Annotated in this window: 18 protein-coding genes; 9 read left to right on the forward strand and 9 right to left on the reverse strand. The window is 54.0% G+C overall.

Annotated elements, in window-relative coordinates; genetic code table 11:
- Positions 1–62: 62 nt before the first annotated feature.
- Both Q8W32_RS12605 and Q8W32_RS12610 read left to right on the forward strand, forming a co-directional pair.
- Positions 63–734, forward strand: coding sequence for a TetR/AcrR family transcriptional regulator (locus Q8W32_RS12605; protein ID WP_305415199.1), 672 nt, complete (start codon positions 63–65; stop codon positions 732–734).
- A 164-nt stretch (positions 735–898) separates the two neighbouring features.
- Positions 899–1,879, forward strand: a complete 981-nt coding sequence (locus Q8W32_RS12610; RefSeq protein WP_305415201.1) for an MDR family oxidoreductase — start codon at positions 899–901, stop codon at positions 1,877–1,879.
- Between the two features lie 105 nt (positions 1,880–1,984).
- Here Q8W32_RS12610 and Q8W32_RS12615 read toward each other — a convergent pair whose 3' ends face one another.
- The gene (locus Q8W32_RS12615; RefSeq protein WP_305415202.1) at positions 1,985–2,599 is read right to left on the reverse strand and encodes a 2OG-Fe(II) oxygenase; all 615 of its coding nucleotides are present in this window, start codon (positions 2,597–2,599) and stop codon (positions 1,985–1,987) included.
- A gap of 234 nt (positions 2,600–2,833) precedes the next feature.
- Here Q8W32_RS12615 and Q8W32_RS12620 point away from each other — a divergent pair, with 234 nt between their 5' ends.
- Both Q8W32_RS12620 and Q8W32_RS12625 read left to right on the forward strand, forming a co-directional pair.
- Positions 2,834–3,010, forward strand: a complete 177-nt coding sequence (locus tag Q8W32_RS12620; protein WP_303432510.1) for a hypothetical protein — start codon at positions 2,834–2,836, stop codon at positions 3,008–3,010.
- Between the two features lie 78 nt (positions 3,011–3,088).
- Complete coding sequence (locus tag Q8W32_RS12625; RefSeq protein ID WP_305415204.1) at positions 3,089–4,207, forward strand: peptidase M42; 1,119 nt, start codon at positions 3,089–3,091, stop codon at positions 4,205–4,207.
- Between the two features lie 93 nt (positions 4,208–4,300).
- On the opposite strand, the gene minE is transcribed toward Q8W32_RS12625, so the two are convergent.
- Genes minE through Q8W32_RS12645 form a run of 4 tightly spaced genes read right to left on the reverse strand, consistent with a single transcriptional unit; the run spans position 4,301 to position 6,475 of the window.
- Positions 4,301–4,552, reverse strand: coding sequence for a cell division topological specificity factor MinE (gene minE / locus Q8W32_RS12630; RefSeq protein WP_303432508.1), 252 nt, complete (start codon positions 4,550–4,552; stop codon positions 4,301–4,303).
- Position 4,553: 1 nt separating this feature from the next.
- The gene (gene minD, locus Q8W32_RS12635; protein ID WP_303432507.1) at positions 4,554–5,360 is read right to left on the reverse strand and encodes a septum site-determining protein MinD; all 807 of its coding nucleotides are present in this window, start codon (positions 5,358–5,360) and stop codon (positions 4,554–4,556) included.
- Positions 5,361–5,382: 22 nt separating this feature from the next.
- The gene (gene minC, locus Q8W32_RS12640) at positions 5,383–6,123 is read right to left on the reverse strand and encodes a septum site-determining protein MinC (protein ID WP_305415205.1); all 741 of its coding nucleotides are present in this window, start codon (positions 6,121–6,123) and stop codon (positions 5,383–5,385) included.
- A gap of 1 nt (position 6,124) precedes the next feature.
- A complete protein-coding gene (locus Q8W32_RS12645) occupies positions 6,125–6,475 on the reverse strand; it encodes a HopJ type III effector protein (RefSeq protein ID WP_305415206.1) in 351 nt (116 codons plus the stop codon).
- Positions 6,476–6,643: 168 nt separating this feature from the next.
- Here Q8W32_RS12645 and dinB point away from each other — a divergent pair, with 168 nt between their 5' ends.
- The gene (gene dinB, locus Q8W32_RS12650) at positions 6,644–7,687 is read left to right on the forward strand and encodes a DNA polymerase IV (protein ID WP_305415207.1); all 1,044 of its coding nucleotides are present in this window, start codon (positions 6,644–6,646) and stop codon (positions 7,685–7,687) included.
- 41 nt (positions 7,688–7,728) lie between these two features.
- Here the strand turns inward: dinB and Q8W32_RS12655 are convergent, their stop codons facing one another.
- From Q8W32_RS12655 to Q8W32_RS12670, 4 genes are all read right to left on the reverse strand, one after another.
- Positions 7,729–8,229, reverse strand: coding sequence for a phosphatase PAP2 family protein (locus Q8W32_RS12655; protein WP_303432502.1), 501 nt, complete (start codon positions 8,227–8,229; stop codon positions 7,729–7,731).
- 34 nt (positions 8,230–8,263) lie between these two features.
- Complete coding sequence (locus Q8W32_RS12660; RefSeq protein ID WP_303432501.1) at positions 8,264–9,466, reverse strand: glycosyltransferase family 1 protein; 1,203 nt, start codon at positions 9,464–9,466, stop codon at positions 8,264–8,266.
- A 164-nt stretch (positions 9,467–9,630) separates the two neighbouring features.
- Entirely contained in the window at positions 9,631–9,831 is a 201-nt protein-coding gene (locus Q8W32_RS12665) for a hypothetical protein (RefSeq protein ID WP_305415208.1), read from the reverse strand.
- On the reverse strand, positions 9,828–11,012 hold the full coding sequence (locus tag Q8W32_RS12670; RefSeq protein WP_305415210.1) for an NAD(P)/FAD-dependent oxidoreductase: 1,185 nt from the start codon (positions 11,010–11,012) through the stop codon (positions 9,828–9,830). The genes Q8W32_RS12665 and Q8W32_RS12670 overlap by 4 nt, the downstream gene beginning before the upstream one ends.
- Positions 11,013–11,099: 87 nt before the next feature.
- Between Q8W32_RS12670 and Q8W32_RS12675 the strand changes: the two genes are divergently transcribed.
- From Q8W32_RS12675 to Q8W32_RS12690, 4 genes are all read left to right on the forward strand, one after another.
- Complete coding sequence (locus tag Q8W32_RS12675) at positions 11,100–11,300, forward strand: DUF2788 domain-containing protein (protein WP_303432497.1); 201 nt, start codon at positions 11,100–11,102, stop codon at positions 11,298–11,300.
- A 266-nt stretch (positions 11,301–11,566) separates the two neighbouring features.
- The gene (locus Q8W32_RS12680; protein ID WP_303432496.1) at positions 11,567–11,935 is read left to right on the forward strand and encodes a hypothetical protein; all 369 of its coding nucleotides are present in this window, start codon (positions 11,567–11,569) and stop codon (positions 11,933–11,935) included.
- 534 nt (positions 11,936–12,469) lie between these two features.
- The gene (locus Q8W32_RS12685) at positions 12,470–12,718 is read left to right on the forward strand and encodes a DUF4404 family protein (RefSeq protein ID WP_303432495.1); all 249 of its coding nucleotides are present in this window, start codon (positions 12,470–12,472) and stop codon (positions 12,716–12,718) included.
- Positions 12,719–12,802: 84 nt separating this feature from the next.
- On the forward strand, positions 12,803–13,237 hold the full coding sequence (locus tag Q8W32_RS12690; protein ID WP_303432494.1) for a CBS domain-containing protein: 435 nt from the start codon (positions 12,803–12,805) through the stop codon (positions 13,235–13,237).
- Positions 13,238–13,337 lie beyond the last annotated feature (100 nt).

Raw genomic sequence — 13,337 nt, forward strand, 5'->3', positions numbered from 1 at the left:
GTCTGGATGTTTATTTCAGCTGGGGTCTTGCCATTAATAAGACGATCGGTCTAATATTGGGCATGAACATTATCAAGACACCCGATTCCTCACCCGCTCCAGCTTCTCGCCGTCGTGGTCGACCACCCAAAGATGGCCGCAGCGTCAGCGAGACCCGCGCCTTATTGGTGCGCAGCGGCGTAGACGTACTGACCGAGCAGGGCTTTACGGCCACCGGTATCGATCAGGTATTAAAACGGGTCGGAGTGCCAAAAGGTTCTTTCTACCATTTTTTTGCCAGTAAAGAAGCCTATGTGGCGGCGGTAGTTGAGAGTTACGGGCAGTATTTTGACCGGGTGCTGGCACGCAGTTTTAACAACGATGCCCTGACGCCATTACAGCAACTGGAAGACTTTACCGATGGTGCCATGAGCTGGATGGAGCGGCATCAGTATCGTAATGGCTGTCTGGTTGGCAACTTGGGGCAGGAAGTAGGTCAGCTGCCCGACAGTCTGCGCCAACCGCTGCAGAATATTCTGGCGGGTTGGGAGCAGCAGTTACAGCAATGTCTGCAACGGGCGCAGCAAGCCCAGCTGATTGCGGCCGACGCGGATTGTGTGATGCTGGCCCATGTTTTCTGGGTTGGTTGGGAAGGTGCGGTAATGCGTGCCCGGCTGGAAGGCAGCACCCGGCCGCTGCGTTTTTTTCGAGACTGGTTTCTGTGGTCGATTCGCAGGCCAGCGGTGGATGCCTGAGGCAAACCACCACGATAACGATCGTCGCTTGCCGGTTGGCGAGGGCGATATCAACCATCCTTGCGCAGGGAGTTGCTGGGCAAGCGCTGGTATTTTTTATCACTATTAAAAGACGATCGGTCTAAATTAACCAAACACACCGGCAGCGCCGGACGGAGACTCTGATGTTCAAGGCAATCCAGATCAATAAGGACGACCAAGGCTATCGTGCCGAGCTGACACAGCTGGACGACAGTGCATTACCCGAAGGGGATGTAACGGTCAAAGTGCATTATTCCACGCTTAACTACAAAGATGGCCTGGCGCTTACGGGCAAGGCTCCGGTCGTGCGCCGTTTTCCTTTGACTCCCGGTATCGACCTGGTCGGCACGGTGGAATCCTGCAGCAGCGAGGCTTTTGCTGTTGGTGATACGGTGCTGTTAAACGGCTTTGGGGTCGGGGAAGTGCACAGTGGTGGTCTGGCGCAGCGAGCACGACTGAACAGCGACTGGCTGATTCCTCTGCCAGAGGGCTTGTCGGGTCAGCAGGCAATGTCGATTGGTACTGCGGGTTACACCGCCATGTTGTGTGTGCAGGCTTTGCAACGTAACGGCGTGACACCGGATCAAGGGGATATTCTGGTTACCGGTGCCAATGGCGGTGTAGGCAGTTTTGCCATTGGTTTGTTGTCGCGTCTGGGGTATCGGGTGATTGCTTCGACCGGCCGTCCAGAGGAAGCGGATTATCTGAAACAGTTGGGCGCTGCCGATATTATTGAGCGGCAGTTGCTCTCAGAGCCGGGCAAACCGTTGCAGAAAGAACAATGGGCCGGGGCGGTGGATTCGGTAGGCAGTCATACTCTGGCGAATGTACTGGCCGGCACTCGTTATGGCGGTACCGTGGCGGCGTGTGGCCTGGCTCAGGGTGCAGACCTGCCTGCGACGGTGATGCCCTTTATTTTGCGGGGGATCACTCTGGCTGGTGTCGACAGTGTGATGCGGCCAAAAGCCGATCGTTTGGCGGCCTGGAAGCAACTGGCGGAGCTGGTGGATGCTGAGATGCTGGCGGGTATTACACGGGAAATTGGCCTGGAACAGGTGATCGAGACAGCCTCCGATTTGCTGGCGGGTAAAGTGCGAGGCCGGATTGTGGTTGCACTGGACTGATGGTGACTGGCCCGGGTATCTCCCCGGTGCCGTTTTCTGTGCTGTCTTGAGTGTTGTATCGAGTGCTGTATCGAGTGTTGTTCCGGCGTTGGCTGGCCATTGCGCTTAGCGCGGCGGGTCGACCCGGTGACTGACACTGCTGTTTAAACGAAACCAACCGGCAATACTGTAACGGTGCCGGTTGGCTGCCAGTACTTCGTGCGGAAATTCTTCGCTTAAAAAGGTCACCAGAGTGCCAAACTGCGGCAACAGCCGAGAGCGCACGGTGTCATTTTCCTCATCGCCATAAATCAGTAATTCCCCACCTTCGTCTGCCTGCCAGTCCGGATTGAGATACAACACGGTACTGAGCACCCGGTTGGACTGGCCAATAAAGGCGTCCTTGTGCTTCTGATAAAAATCCCCGGGGCGGTAATGGGAAAAATGGCATTCATAACTGAACAGCCCTAACAGCAAGGTACGGTTGAGGTGTTGCTGCAGCTGCGCCATAAAGTCGAGCCAGGCTTTTTCTGCCGGGTTTTCCTGGGTCAGCCAACGAATCCGGTCACGGCGAATCTGGCGATTCAGCTGGTGGGCCTGTTCGCGCCCGGTGCCGGCCAATTGCAGCTTTTGTTCGTCCAGGTTCATTACCCGGGTGCGCAGTTGCTGTGACAGTTCGGCCAGCGGTGTGAGTGGCAGTTGCAAGTCAAAGGGTTGGCAGACCGCCAGGCCATTGCTCAACAGTTGCTCTTCAATATATTGGAACAAAGGGGTATTCAAAATGGAGGAGGGGACTCAGTGGTTGCTGCGGAGGAGGAATAGGTCGGGGCACCGATAGTGGCCTTGTGCCCAGGCAAACACCAGCAAATTATTCTTCTCGAGAAGATGGCAAAAATTCGCTTTTCATTGTTCGCATCTCTGGATAAACCACGCAATTGATACGGTGTCTCGCGTTATTAACCCAAGGAGGTCCCCATGCGCCCGTCTACCCATGAATCTGATATTGATCGCGATAATGATGAGGATATGCCTCCGCGGCGCTTGCGTCATCGTAGTGAAGATTACGAACGTAAAAAGCGTCGGGCTGAGGCGATTCTGGAGCACAAGATGCTGGAAGAACTGCTCGGTTTTGATATCGATTTTGCGGATTAGTCCGGGATGCCGTTCGATTCTGGACGGCATTGTTGATGATGCTTTCTGATTGATTGATTGTTTTTGCCAGGATATCCCATGATCTCACCTGCTTCCCTGACCGGCCTGTCGTCTGTCGCAGCGTCCTCAGCGTCAGTATCTCTGCCAGCGCCCCTGCTGGATATTATCAAAAGCCTGATTCGCAGCCCGTCGGTCGTGGGGGCTGAGCACTCGTTTTTCCGGGTGTTACAACGGGAGCTGGAGGACCGCGGCGCTCGTGTGACCTGGTATGAGGGCTTGTTGGTCGCCCAGGGCAATAAACCGGACTCGCTGATGTTCTCGGCTCATATTGATCGTCACGGCCTGATATGCACTGGCCCGAATGAGTTCCAGTACGCGGCTTTTGTCTGTGGCGGGCGTTCGGACCTGTTGGGCAATTCGGTATCGGAAGAACTGATGTTGCAGATAGTTGACCGCTTTGTGAACGAAGGCGTGTTCGCTTATGACCCATGGTCGGGAGCGTATCGGGGGCAGGGCACTATTCGTAATGCCTATATTTGCCCTTATCGTAATAACCTGATTTTTGAGCTGGATGGTATGTCGCATCTGGTGGCCGGGACGCCGGTTGCGTTCCAGGATAGATTACGGATAGCACAGGGCCGTTTGTATGGTCAGCTGGATAATGTGCTGACGGCGGCGATGCTGGTGTATTTGTTTGAGCTGGGATTCCGTGGCACGGCATTTTTTACTGCCCAGGAAGAAGCCGGCCGCAGCTGGCGGTATTTGCTCGAATGGTTTCGGCGCTTTGGTGGTACAACCAATCAGCTGGTGGTGGTGGATACCAGCCCTTACCCGGATATTGCTGCCGCCAGCCAGCAGCAACTGGTGTTGCGCCACAAGGATGCCAACGCCGGGTTTAATCATGAACTGACCCAGGCGCTGGTCTCGGGTTGTGAGCAGCTGGGGCTGAGCTACCGCTTCAAGGATGACTATATTGAACAGCAAAATCGCCAGCTGGCTGCGGCCGGGTTAGCAGCCAAATCGTTGGGCAGTACGGAGATGGGACGTATTGTGGCGGCGTCTGGAGGCTTGGTGGATGGCACCACTCTGCAGATTCCAACGACGGGGTATCACACCATGAATGAAAGCGCTGAGCTGGGTAGTGGCCTGGCGTTTGTGCGGTTGTTGTGCAAGCTGGCGGGTTTGTCGTTGCCTTGAGTGGCAAGGTGAATGGTGGAACGAGTGGTGGCAGACCGGCTTTCCATGACAACAAAGGAAAACCGGGTAGGCCCGTTTCAGCGTAAGCCCAGGCTAGCGGTCCGGCAGAGTGACATTAAGTTCAAGAATGGATGTCTGGCCATGGTTTTCCAGGTGCACGTTGACGTCTTTGTCGCCGATCTCGACGTATTTCCGAATCACCGCCAGTATTTCCCGTTCCAGCTGGGGCAGGTAGTCGGGGCCATTGTTACGTAAGCGGTCGTGGGCAACCAGCACCCGCAACCGTTCTTTGGCAACGGATGCGGAGCTGGTGTCGTCTTTTCGGAATCGTTTTAACAAACTCATATCAACCTCCAAAAACCCGTTTCAGGAAGCCTTTTTTCTGCTTTTCAAGAAAACGGTGTGGGCGATCTTCGCCGAGGTAGCGGGCAACGGAGTCGGCATAGGCCTGACCGGCATCGCTGTCGCTGTCGTGCACAACCGGCACGCCCTGGTTGGAAGCTTTGAGCACGGCTTCAGACTCTGGGATCACTCCCAGTAACGGGATGGCGAGGATGTCTTCGACATCGGTGACGGAGAGCATTTCTCCACGCTCAACCCGCTCCGGGTTGTAACGGGTCAGCAACAAGTGTTCCTTGACTGAGCCGCCTTGTGCGGCGACACGGGACTTGCTTTGCAGAATACCAATAATGCGATCCGAATCCCGTACCGAAGAGACTTCCGGGTTGGTGACAATAATGGCTTCTTCCGCAAAATAGAGCGCCATCTGGGCTCCGTGCTCGATTCCGGCAGGTGAGTCACAGATAATAAATTCAAAGGTTTCTGCCAGCTCATTGAGCACTCGTTCGACGCCTTCCAGGCTCAGTGCATCCTTGTCTCTGGTTTGTGAGGCGGGCAGCACGTAAAGATTGTCGAGTCGCTTGTCTTTGATCAGGGTTTGGGACAAGGTGGATTCACCCTGGATCAGGTTAACAAAGTCGTACACAACCCGGCGCTCACAGCCCATGACCAGATCGAGATTACGCAGGCCCACATCAAAATCGATCACAACGGTTTTGTGGTTCTGCATGGCCAATGCTGCTGCAAACGCAGCGCTGGTGGTTGTCTTTCCTACTCCGCCTTTTCCGGAGGTCACCACGATTATTTTTGCCACGGTATTCATCCTGCCAATTTGGTTATTTATCCGAGCCGGTGAGGGTTAAGTGGTCATCAACCAGCCGGACCAGCACGCTGCTGTTTTTTAAGGGGTGATCGTCTTCAAATAATTGGTACTGGCCAGCAATAGCGACCAGCTGGGCATCAAATTGTAAACAGCTGATCATTGCGTCCGGATTACCCTTGACGCCTGCCAGTGCCTTGCCGCGCAACCTGCCCATAATCTGTATATCACCGGTTGCCAGTACTTCTGCACCGGGGCTGATGGTACCCATTACGATCAGGTCGCCATCAAAATAAAGCTGCTGACCGGAGCGGACATTGCTGTTGTGCACTTTAATCGCTCGGGCGGGGATCGTCTGTGCTTCCAGTCCCAGGCCGCGGGTTTTCTGCTCACTGACGGCCTGTTCCGCCTCTGCTGGCACTGCCGCTGGTTTTTGCCGCACGGTTTTGACCGATGAGTGGCCAAAATCTGCCAGGCACAAGGCTTTGCAGGCCGCTTGCCAGGCTTCCGAGCTGTAGCGCACACCTACAGGAACAAGTCCATGTTGGCGCAGTAATGTGGTAAGACTGGCCAGACTGGTGTGTTCCGGGTCCAGCTCCTGTAAGGAGATCAGACAAGGAAGCCCCTGGAACAAGGCCGGAGCTTCTGATCGCCGGCGTTGCAAGTCGGCACTGATGACGTCTGGCTCGGTGCTGTGAAATGTCAGCGTGGTCAGTGGCGTCATCCCGGTTTTCATATCCAGAACAGGCGCAGTCATACTATTTTGTTCTCAACGGGAAGTGTTCAAAACGAACGGCTTCCATACCATGATGTTGTAACTGGCGGATGTTCTGGTGGCTGTCGCCGTCCGGGCTGGCCAGAACATCACGATAATGCTCACCAAAACAGCGTAATGTCTGTTCGGTGGTCAGCTTCAGCAGGCTGGCCAATGCCAGTACCCGGCATGATCCCTGGTTTTGGTCGCTGCTGTTGTCCAGCGCTCCGTTGGTAAAGGCGGAGGCGGAAAAAACATAGTGCTTGTCAATATAGTCCAGAGTTTCAGAGAACGGATGGTCATTATTCTCTATCCGGGTTAAAAATATTTCTGTTGCCTGGTTATCGTTGTTCACTTTAGGTTCCTTTTTTTAACCCTGTCAGGCTAACACCGGTTGACGCTGTTCGCCACGCTGCTGACTGGCTCGTCCCCTGATTTATGGCCTGGTTAGCGCTACGATTGAAGTATTCCCCTGATGACCTGTATTTGATACTGTATGTATGTACAGTTTAGGGGTTGTGCTATGGAAATGTCTCCACGTCAGATACTGCATATCGATTGTGATTGTTTTTTTGCCGCTATCGAAATGCGCGATCAGCCCCATCTGCGCGACCGGCCGTTGGCGGTAGGGGGCGACCCTGCCAGACGCGGTGTGATTTCAACCTGTAATTATAATGCAAGGCGCTATGGGGTTCGATCGGCCATGGCGTCTGCCCATGCGTTTCGTTTGTGTCCGGAGCTGGTGCTGTTACCGACGGATATGCCGCGTTATCGGCAGGCATCGCAGCAGATTATGGCCATTATGCGACCGTATGCGCGAGTGTTTGAGCAGGTCTCTATCGATGAGGCTTATCTTGAATTGACGGCGGCTGACGATGCGCGTGGAGTTGCTGAGGCGATCCGTTACGAAGTGGCGTGTCAGGTGGGTGTGACGGTGTCGGCAGGTATTGCGCCTAACAAGTATCTGGCCAAAATTGCCAGTGATTATAATAAGCCAGACGGTATCTGGCAGATTGCCAACACTGAGGTGGCGGCGTTTGTCGAGTCATTACCTGTGCGGAAAATTCCCGGTGTGGGGCCGAAACTGAGCGAGCGACTGGCGGCGGATGGTTTGTCTGTCTGTGCCGATTTGCAGGGGCTGTCGATGGCGCATCTGATTCATCGTTATGGTCGTATGGGGGCGGTGCTGTACGAACGTTGTCGCGGTATTGATCACCGGCCTTTGCGGGAAGTGCGAGAACGCAAGACGGTCAGTGTGGAGCAGACGTTCCATTACGATTTGACCAGTGAGGCAGAATGTTTACAGCAGTTGCCGGATTTGTGGCAGCGCTGGCAGCAACGAGTGGCAAATGCCGGTTGGCAGGCCGACGAGCTGGCACCGTTTGTGAAGGTCAAGTTTGCTGATTTTACCCAGACCACCATGGCTGATAACGATATGGCAGCCGATCTGAAAGGGTTTGCTGCGCTGATTGCCAGCGCCATGCGTCGACAGGACAAGCGGGTGCGCCTGTTGGGTATTGGTGCCCGGCATTGTGGGGGGGATCCGGCCCAGGGGCGTTTGTTCTAGGGCTGGCTGTTGCCGGTTCAGGCAGCCTGTCTGATCGGTTTTCAGTAAATAATAAAAGCAAACATTCCGGCAGGCCAAATGGCGAGCGAGCCATAACTGATCGACATGCCGAGAGAAGCACCCACCAATACGTCGGTCGGGTAGTGCATCCCCAGAATCACCCGGGACAGTGCCACCAACAAGGCAAACGGCGCGACCATCCAGAACAGTACCGGGAAGAAAAAGCAGAGTAATACCGCGAAGTTTACGGCATTCATGGTGTGACCTGAGGGAAAGCTGTACAGGTCCAGCGGGGCGGTATGGGCCTGAATGGCATCAAACGAAATAAATGGCCGCTGGCGTACCAGGCGGTTTTTCAGCTGACTGTAGACGCCAACACACAACAAGCCGGTGATGGCTATATGGCCCAGGACGGCCAGTCCTTCGATACCGAACAGCAGAGGCAATAACAGTCCGAGTGAATACCAGAATACACCGTCACCGGCGCGACTGATGCCTTTGAAAAACAGCCGTACGCTGCGGTTGTATCCCATTCTGTTCATAAGCTGACACAGGCTCAGCTCTAGATGATCGGCTTTACTGAACAGTAGCGCTGTCTTTGGCTGTAACTGTTTTGCGATTGCCATTAGGGGTTACCTTGGTATTGGCGCTGTTAAGGCGCTGGATAAACTCGTCCACAATGCTGTTCCATGAAATTGTTTCTGCACGTGAGCGAGCTTGCTGACGAATTTTTTGCAGTAAATTCGGACTGTCGGAAAGAATCTCGACTTGCTGGATATAGGTTTCATCTTCACCAAATGGCGCGAGCATGCCGGTCAGGCTGGAGGTGATATGTTCATGTCCGGCGGCATAATCAAAGCTGACCACGGCCAGACCACTGGCCATGGCTTCGGTAACAACGTTGCCAAACGTATCGGTTTTGCTCGGGAACAGAAAAATATCGCCACTGGCATAGTGTGTTGCCAGGTCATCGCCGCGACGCATGCCACAGCAGATAATTTCCGGGTACTGGGCGCGGATGCTCTGTAATTCAGGGCCATCGCCAACCAGTACCATACGTACCTGCTCATCGCTGTTGAGCAGGCGACGATAGGCCGCCAGTGCCAGGTCCATGTTTTTTTCACCGGCGATGCGGCCGACGTAAAGTAGCACCAGATCCTGTTCACCCACTCCCCAGGAGCGTCGCAGGGCAGCGCTGCGATGGCAAGGATTAAACTTCTGGCTGTCGACGCCACGAGATAATACCCGCACGTTGTGGAAGCCATGGGCGTCCAGTTCATCCCGTTGGCTACGGGTAGGAACCAGCGTGGTCGCGGTCAGATTATGAAAGTAACGCAGATAACGATAGGCCAGTTTTTCCAGTCCAGCCAGGCGGTAGTGCTCGATGTACTGATGAAAATTGGTGTGGAAGCCGCTAATGACAGCCACTCCGGTTTTATGGGCTGCTCGCACGGCGGCCCAGCCCATCGGGCCTTCGGTGGCCACATAAATCACATTAGGGGCAAAATCCTTCAGGGCGGAAGAAATACGGCCAATCAGGGGAACGCCAAACTTGAGCTCTTTATAGCCGGGTAATGGCATACCGGGCAGCAAGGTTGTGTGCAGGTCATGAGTGTTGACCGGTTGTTCATGACGGTATTGCCGAGGACGGATGATCTGCACCTGGATACCACGTGCACGCATGCCTTCAACCAGTTGCGACAGAGTATGTGCAACGCCATTGATCTCCGGAGCAAATGTTTCAGTCACAATGGTGACGCGTTGGATAGGTGCAGTCATGGTGCCATTAGTTCGCTACATATGACTCTTTACTTTGGGGGGACTGTGTGACAGTTCTTTTTCAGCTCCGTGACATTCGGGTGAAGGCGGTGCTTGCAGAAGGGGGGCGGGAAGAATTGGGTCTGGGCTGAACCATCAAGCCTTGTTTGTCGCAAAAAAATCTATCACAAAAAACGGTAACCGGCCTGGACCAGTACCAGGCGCATGACGTCCAGTTCTGCCCGGGTGAATTGGCGTTGGTTGCCACAGTGTTGGCAGGTGATCAGCGCCAGTGATCTGAGTTCGACCAGTGCGATGGGAGTGTCGGTATTACATTCATCACAGGTGACAGGAATTTCCGTCTCTGCAGGCAATATGGTACTCATCTTGTTTCCAGTAATTGTTCGACATGCTCGGCGATGGCTAATGCCGAGGTCAGCCCCGGACTCTCTATCCCCAACAGATGCCAGGCGGGTGATGTGGCGGGGCCACTTCGCTGAAAAACAAAGTCGGCCGCGGTATTGCCTGGGGCACTCAGCTTGGGGCGAATACCTGCGTATGCGGCCTGTAGCTGGTTTTCATCCAGTGCGGGCCAGTAGCGGCGTATGGCGGCGGCAAAGGGGCGACGTAAATGCTCACTGACATGGTAGCGCTCAGGACTGGAGGCTGCTTGCGGATCAAGATATTCGACATCCGGGCCAAAGCGCAGTTGTCCGGCCAGATCCAGGGTGGCATGAACACCGAGGCCGGCGAGGCCAGGCTCAGGCAAAGGATAAACCAGATGCCGGAATGGGCTTTTGCCCTGGTAGCTGAAGTAATGTCCACGGGCCGGAAACAGTACCGGCGGCGTGTTATTGCGTTCGGCAGTCTGGCTTCCGTTATGGAGACGGGCATCACTATTTGTATCTGCGGTATTGGTACCAGCATCTATCGTGGCCATCAGCGCAACCGCCTCTAATCCGGCGGCGTTAATCAGTGTCTGGCAATGAATGGTGGTCGGGCCATCGGAGGTGTTGATAGTAACGGTCCAGGCATCACCATGGTTGTGTGCGGATGTCATTTGGCTGCGGCAGACCAACAGCGCACCGGCTTGCTCAGCCTGGTGCTGCAAGGCCTGCATAAACCGGTGACTGTCGATGATCCCGGTTTCCGGTGACCAGAGCGCAGCCGCAGCGGTAACGTCCGGTTCCATTTGATGTAGCTGGTGGCGGTCCAAACGTTGTAATGGAATGGCAAGGCGCTGGGCTGTGTGTTCCAGTCGCTGCAGTTCCGGGTGGTCATTGGTTGGACTGACAATCAGCTTGCCGATTTTCTGGTGGGGAATGTCGAACTGCTGACAGAATTGATAGGTCAGGGCGCGTCCGCGCAGACACAGGGTTTCTTTCAGGGAGCCTGGCGGGTAATACAGGCCGGCATGAATCACTTCGCTGTTGCGGCTACTGGTTTCACTGCCAATCAGGTCGGCTTGCTCCAGTATCAAGACGGAGTAACGCCGGGACAATTGTCTGGCCAGTGCCAGACCGATCACACCTGCGCCAATAATGCATATATCGAAGTCTGGAGTCATTGGATCGGCAGTACCTGTACTGAGAGTCTGGCGGTTGCTAAAATGTGCCCCCCGATTTTTACCATAGCTGCGGAGAAGGTAACACTGATGAATATCAGTCACGTTGAGAATGCAGGGATGGCAATCGGCATTGCCATTTTGATTGGCTTCATGATGTTTATCATCTATGACCTGGCAAAACGCTCAAATGCGGGCAAATTTGGGATGGGTGTGCTGTTCTTTGCACTGGGGCTGGGCATGCTTGGATTTATTATCAAGACGGTGCTGGTCGAAGTGCTTAACTTCTAGGCCTGATTGCCTCTGAATATCATTTTTCCATTGTTGGCATTGCATATGCAGTAGTTCTGACTGAACTTATTGTAGCGAATCGCTGACCCGGTCAGCTGGCTGTGTTAAACGGAGGAGAAATGGAAGCTGCACAAAGGCTGGGCAAGCCAGAGGACATTATGTTTGCCCGGATTCCAGAGGAATTCATCACATCTCGAGGATGGAGTGTGAAGCTGGTTCAGGTACCTGCCCGACATAATAGCGGGGACGTATCTGACGAGGAAACGATGGCCAAAATACATCTGCTGGCAGAAAACCTGCTGCCAACGGCCGTACATATGGCAAACTTTTATCATCTGCCCAAAGGTCAGTGGCTGAACCTGGTGTATACCGATACACGTTCCAGCATGGATGAAAATTCCAATTTGTTACTTGGATTTTTATCCCGTATTGCCGGGCAACAGGAAGTGTGGGTGCCGCTTGCGGGTAGTCACAGCATGTTACTGAATGTGCTGGGACGGATTTTGCCGCAATTGCAACGGCTGGATTTGTCACGTAACCCATTGTTGTATATTGGTGATTATGCCAATTTTCCTGCTTTCAAGCGTCTCGCCCAGTCCTGTGGAATGCCCATTTTCTGCCAGGCTACTTATTGATCGGATGATCACCTTGTTGCTATACACGCCGCCTGCAGCCTGATGGTTGCTGGCGCTGTATCCTCCCAAACCTTCCCGCTATCCCGTGCTATCGCTATATAGTCAGCCATTCGGATGTTCTTCCAGCTCTCTAACAGACCTCTAATCCGGCCGGGTTTGTACAATCGTGCGCAAGATCAGCTGTTGATCAGGTATCCTGATGCACAATGCCTGTAGGGGGCATCTATTTAATCCGGTGCTCACTCTAGGCTACCGGATGGTTTCGAATCACGAAGCCGACTTGCAGGCCTGACGGGTCAAGTCAAAAGTCGGCGACATCGAGTCGAGATCATCCGGCAGCCCCCGAAGGGCGCGGGTTGCCGCCGTCCAGTGCGGTGTTGACGAATTTGAAAAGGACTCGTCATTTCGCTGCATTCGTCGCCTTGCCCTGAACAACGGCAACACTCGCGCAGAGCCGTGCAGGATTAAATGGATGTCCCCTGTAGTATCAGGCAATGTGTTTTGTCTCGCAGACTGTAGAAAAGAGAGGTGTGTATGGAAAATCAACTAAAGGAACAGCTTCAGCAATTGCATGAAGAGTTGCAGGCCAACCCGAAGCTGGATGAAGAAACCGCAGGATTGATGAGAAAAGTTGCGGAAGATATTGAAGTGATGGAGCTGACTGACAGCGGTGATGTCGTGGAAGGCTTGCAAGAGTACGCCATTCGCTTCGATCAGGATCATCCGGCACTGTCTGAGATTTTGCGACAAATCGTGGATACCCTGGGTCGCATCGGCGTTTGATTGAAGGGTGGGTGACTGTTGTTGTCAGCGCCCAGTCTTGTTGTTCAGATCGTTACCGCAATAATAATATCGGAGACTCGTTGTATGAGACACATGCCAACGCTCGCTGAAGTAATGACAGCATTCCCTCTGCATATTGGTGAAAACACACGGTTAACAGAAGCCGCAGACTTGATGGCACAACATCAGTGTCATCATCTGCCGGTGATGGATGGTGATGAGGTGATCGGGTTGTTAGGGGCTGACGATATCAAGTTGGCGCAGCAGCCTGGACACAATCTGGATGATAGCCAGGAGCTGGTGGTCGGTGATATGTGTCAACGACGCGTGGCCCGGGTTGATCTGCACACGCGTCTGGATGTCGTGCTGGCTTATATGGCAGACAATGGCAGCAGCGCTGTGATTGTCATGCGTAATGAGAGACTGGCTGGTCTGCTAACGACTCATGATGTGTGCCGCTTTACCGCCAACTGGCTGCATAAGGAATATATGCCAAGTGACGATCCTGACATTGCTTGAATAATCATCAAGGTATATCAAGGTAAAAGCTGACAGGGCATGGAACAGGATGCCCGGCTGCTGGTCTTCGATCCGTTTGACCGGCGGCCAGTCCTTATCA

It is taken from the genome of Oceanobacter sp. 3_MG-2023, from assembly GCF_030688925.1.
Taxonomy (GTDB): domain Bacteria; phylum Pseudomonadota; class Gammaproteobacteria; order Pseudomonadales; family Oceanobacteraceae; genus Oceanobacter.

Coding starts and splice junctions, on each gene's coding strand:
- dinB (WP_305415207.1), top strand. CDS start 6,644: ATGGAAATGTCTCCACGTCAGATACTGCATATCGATTGTGATTGTTTT.
- minC (WP_305415205.1), bottom strand. CDS start 6,123: ATGACTGCGCCTGTTCTGGATATGAAAACCGGGATGACGCCACTGACC.
- Q8W32_RS12610 (WP_305415201.1), top strand. CDS start 899: ATGTTCAAGGCAATCCAGATCAATAAGGACGACCAAGGCTATCGTGCC.
- Q8W32_RS12690 (WP_303432494.1), top strand. CDS start 12,803: ATGAGACACATGCCAACGCTCGCTGAAGTAATGACAGCATTCCCTCTG.
- Q8W32_RS12655 (WP_303432502.1), bottom strand. CDS start 8,229: ATGAACAGAATGGGATACAACCGCAGCGTACGGCTGTTTTTCAAAGGC.
- Q8W32_RS12660 (WP_303432501.1), bottom strand. CDS start 9,466: ATGACTGCACCTATCCAACGCGTCACCATTGTGACTGAAACATTTGCT.
- Q8W32_RS12605 (WP_305415199.1), top strand. CDS start 63: ATGAACATTATCAAGACACCCGATTCCTCACCCGCTCCAGCTTCTCGC.
- Q8W32_RS12665 (WP_305415208.1), bottom strand. CDS start 9,831: ATGAGTACCATATTGCCTGCAGAGACGGAAATTCCTGTCACCTGTGAT.
- Q8W32_RS12675 (WP_303432497.1), top strand. CDS start 11,100: ATGAATATCAGTCACGTTGAGAATGCAGGGATGGCAATCGGCATTGCC.
- minE (WP_303432508.1), bottom strand. CDS start 4,552: ATGAGTTTGTTAAAACGATTCCGAAAAGACGACACCAGCTCCGCATCC.
- Q8W32_RS12670 (WP_305415210.1), bottom strand. CDS start 11,012: ATGACTCCAGACTTCGATATATGCATTATTGGCGCAGGTGTGATCGGT.
- Q8W32_RS12685 (WP_303432495.1), top strand. CDS start 12,470: ATGGAAAATCAACTAAAGGAACAGCTTCAGCAATTGCATGAAGAGTTG.
- Q8W32_RS12680 (WP_303432496.1), top strand. CDS start 11,567: ATGGCCAAAATACATCTGCTGGCAGAAAACCTGCTGCCAACGGCCGTA.
- Q8W32_RS12620 (WP_303432510.1), top strand. CDS start 2,834: ATGCGCCCGTCTACCCATGAATCTGATATTGATCGCGATAATGATGAG.
- Q8W32_RS12625 (WP_305415204.1), top strand. CDS start 3,089: ATGATCTCACCTGCTTCCCTGACCGGCCTGTCGTCTGTCGCAGCGTCC.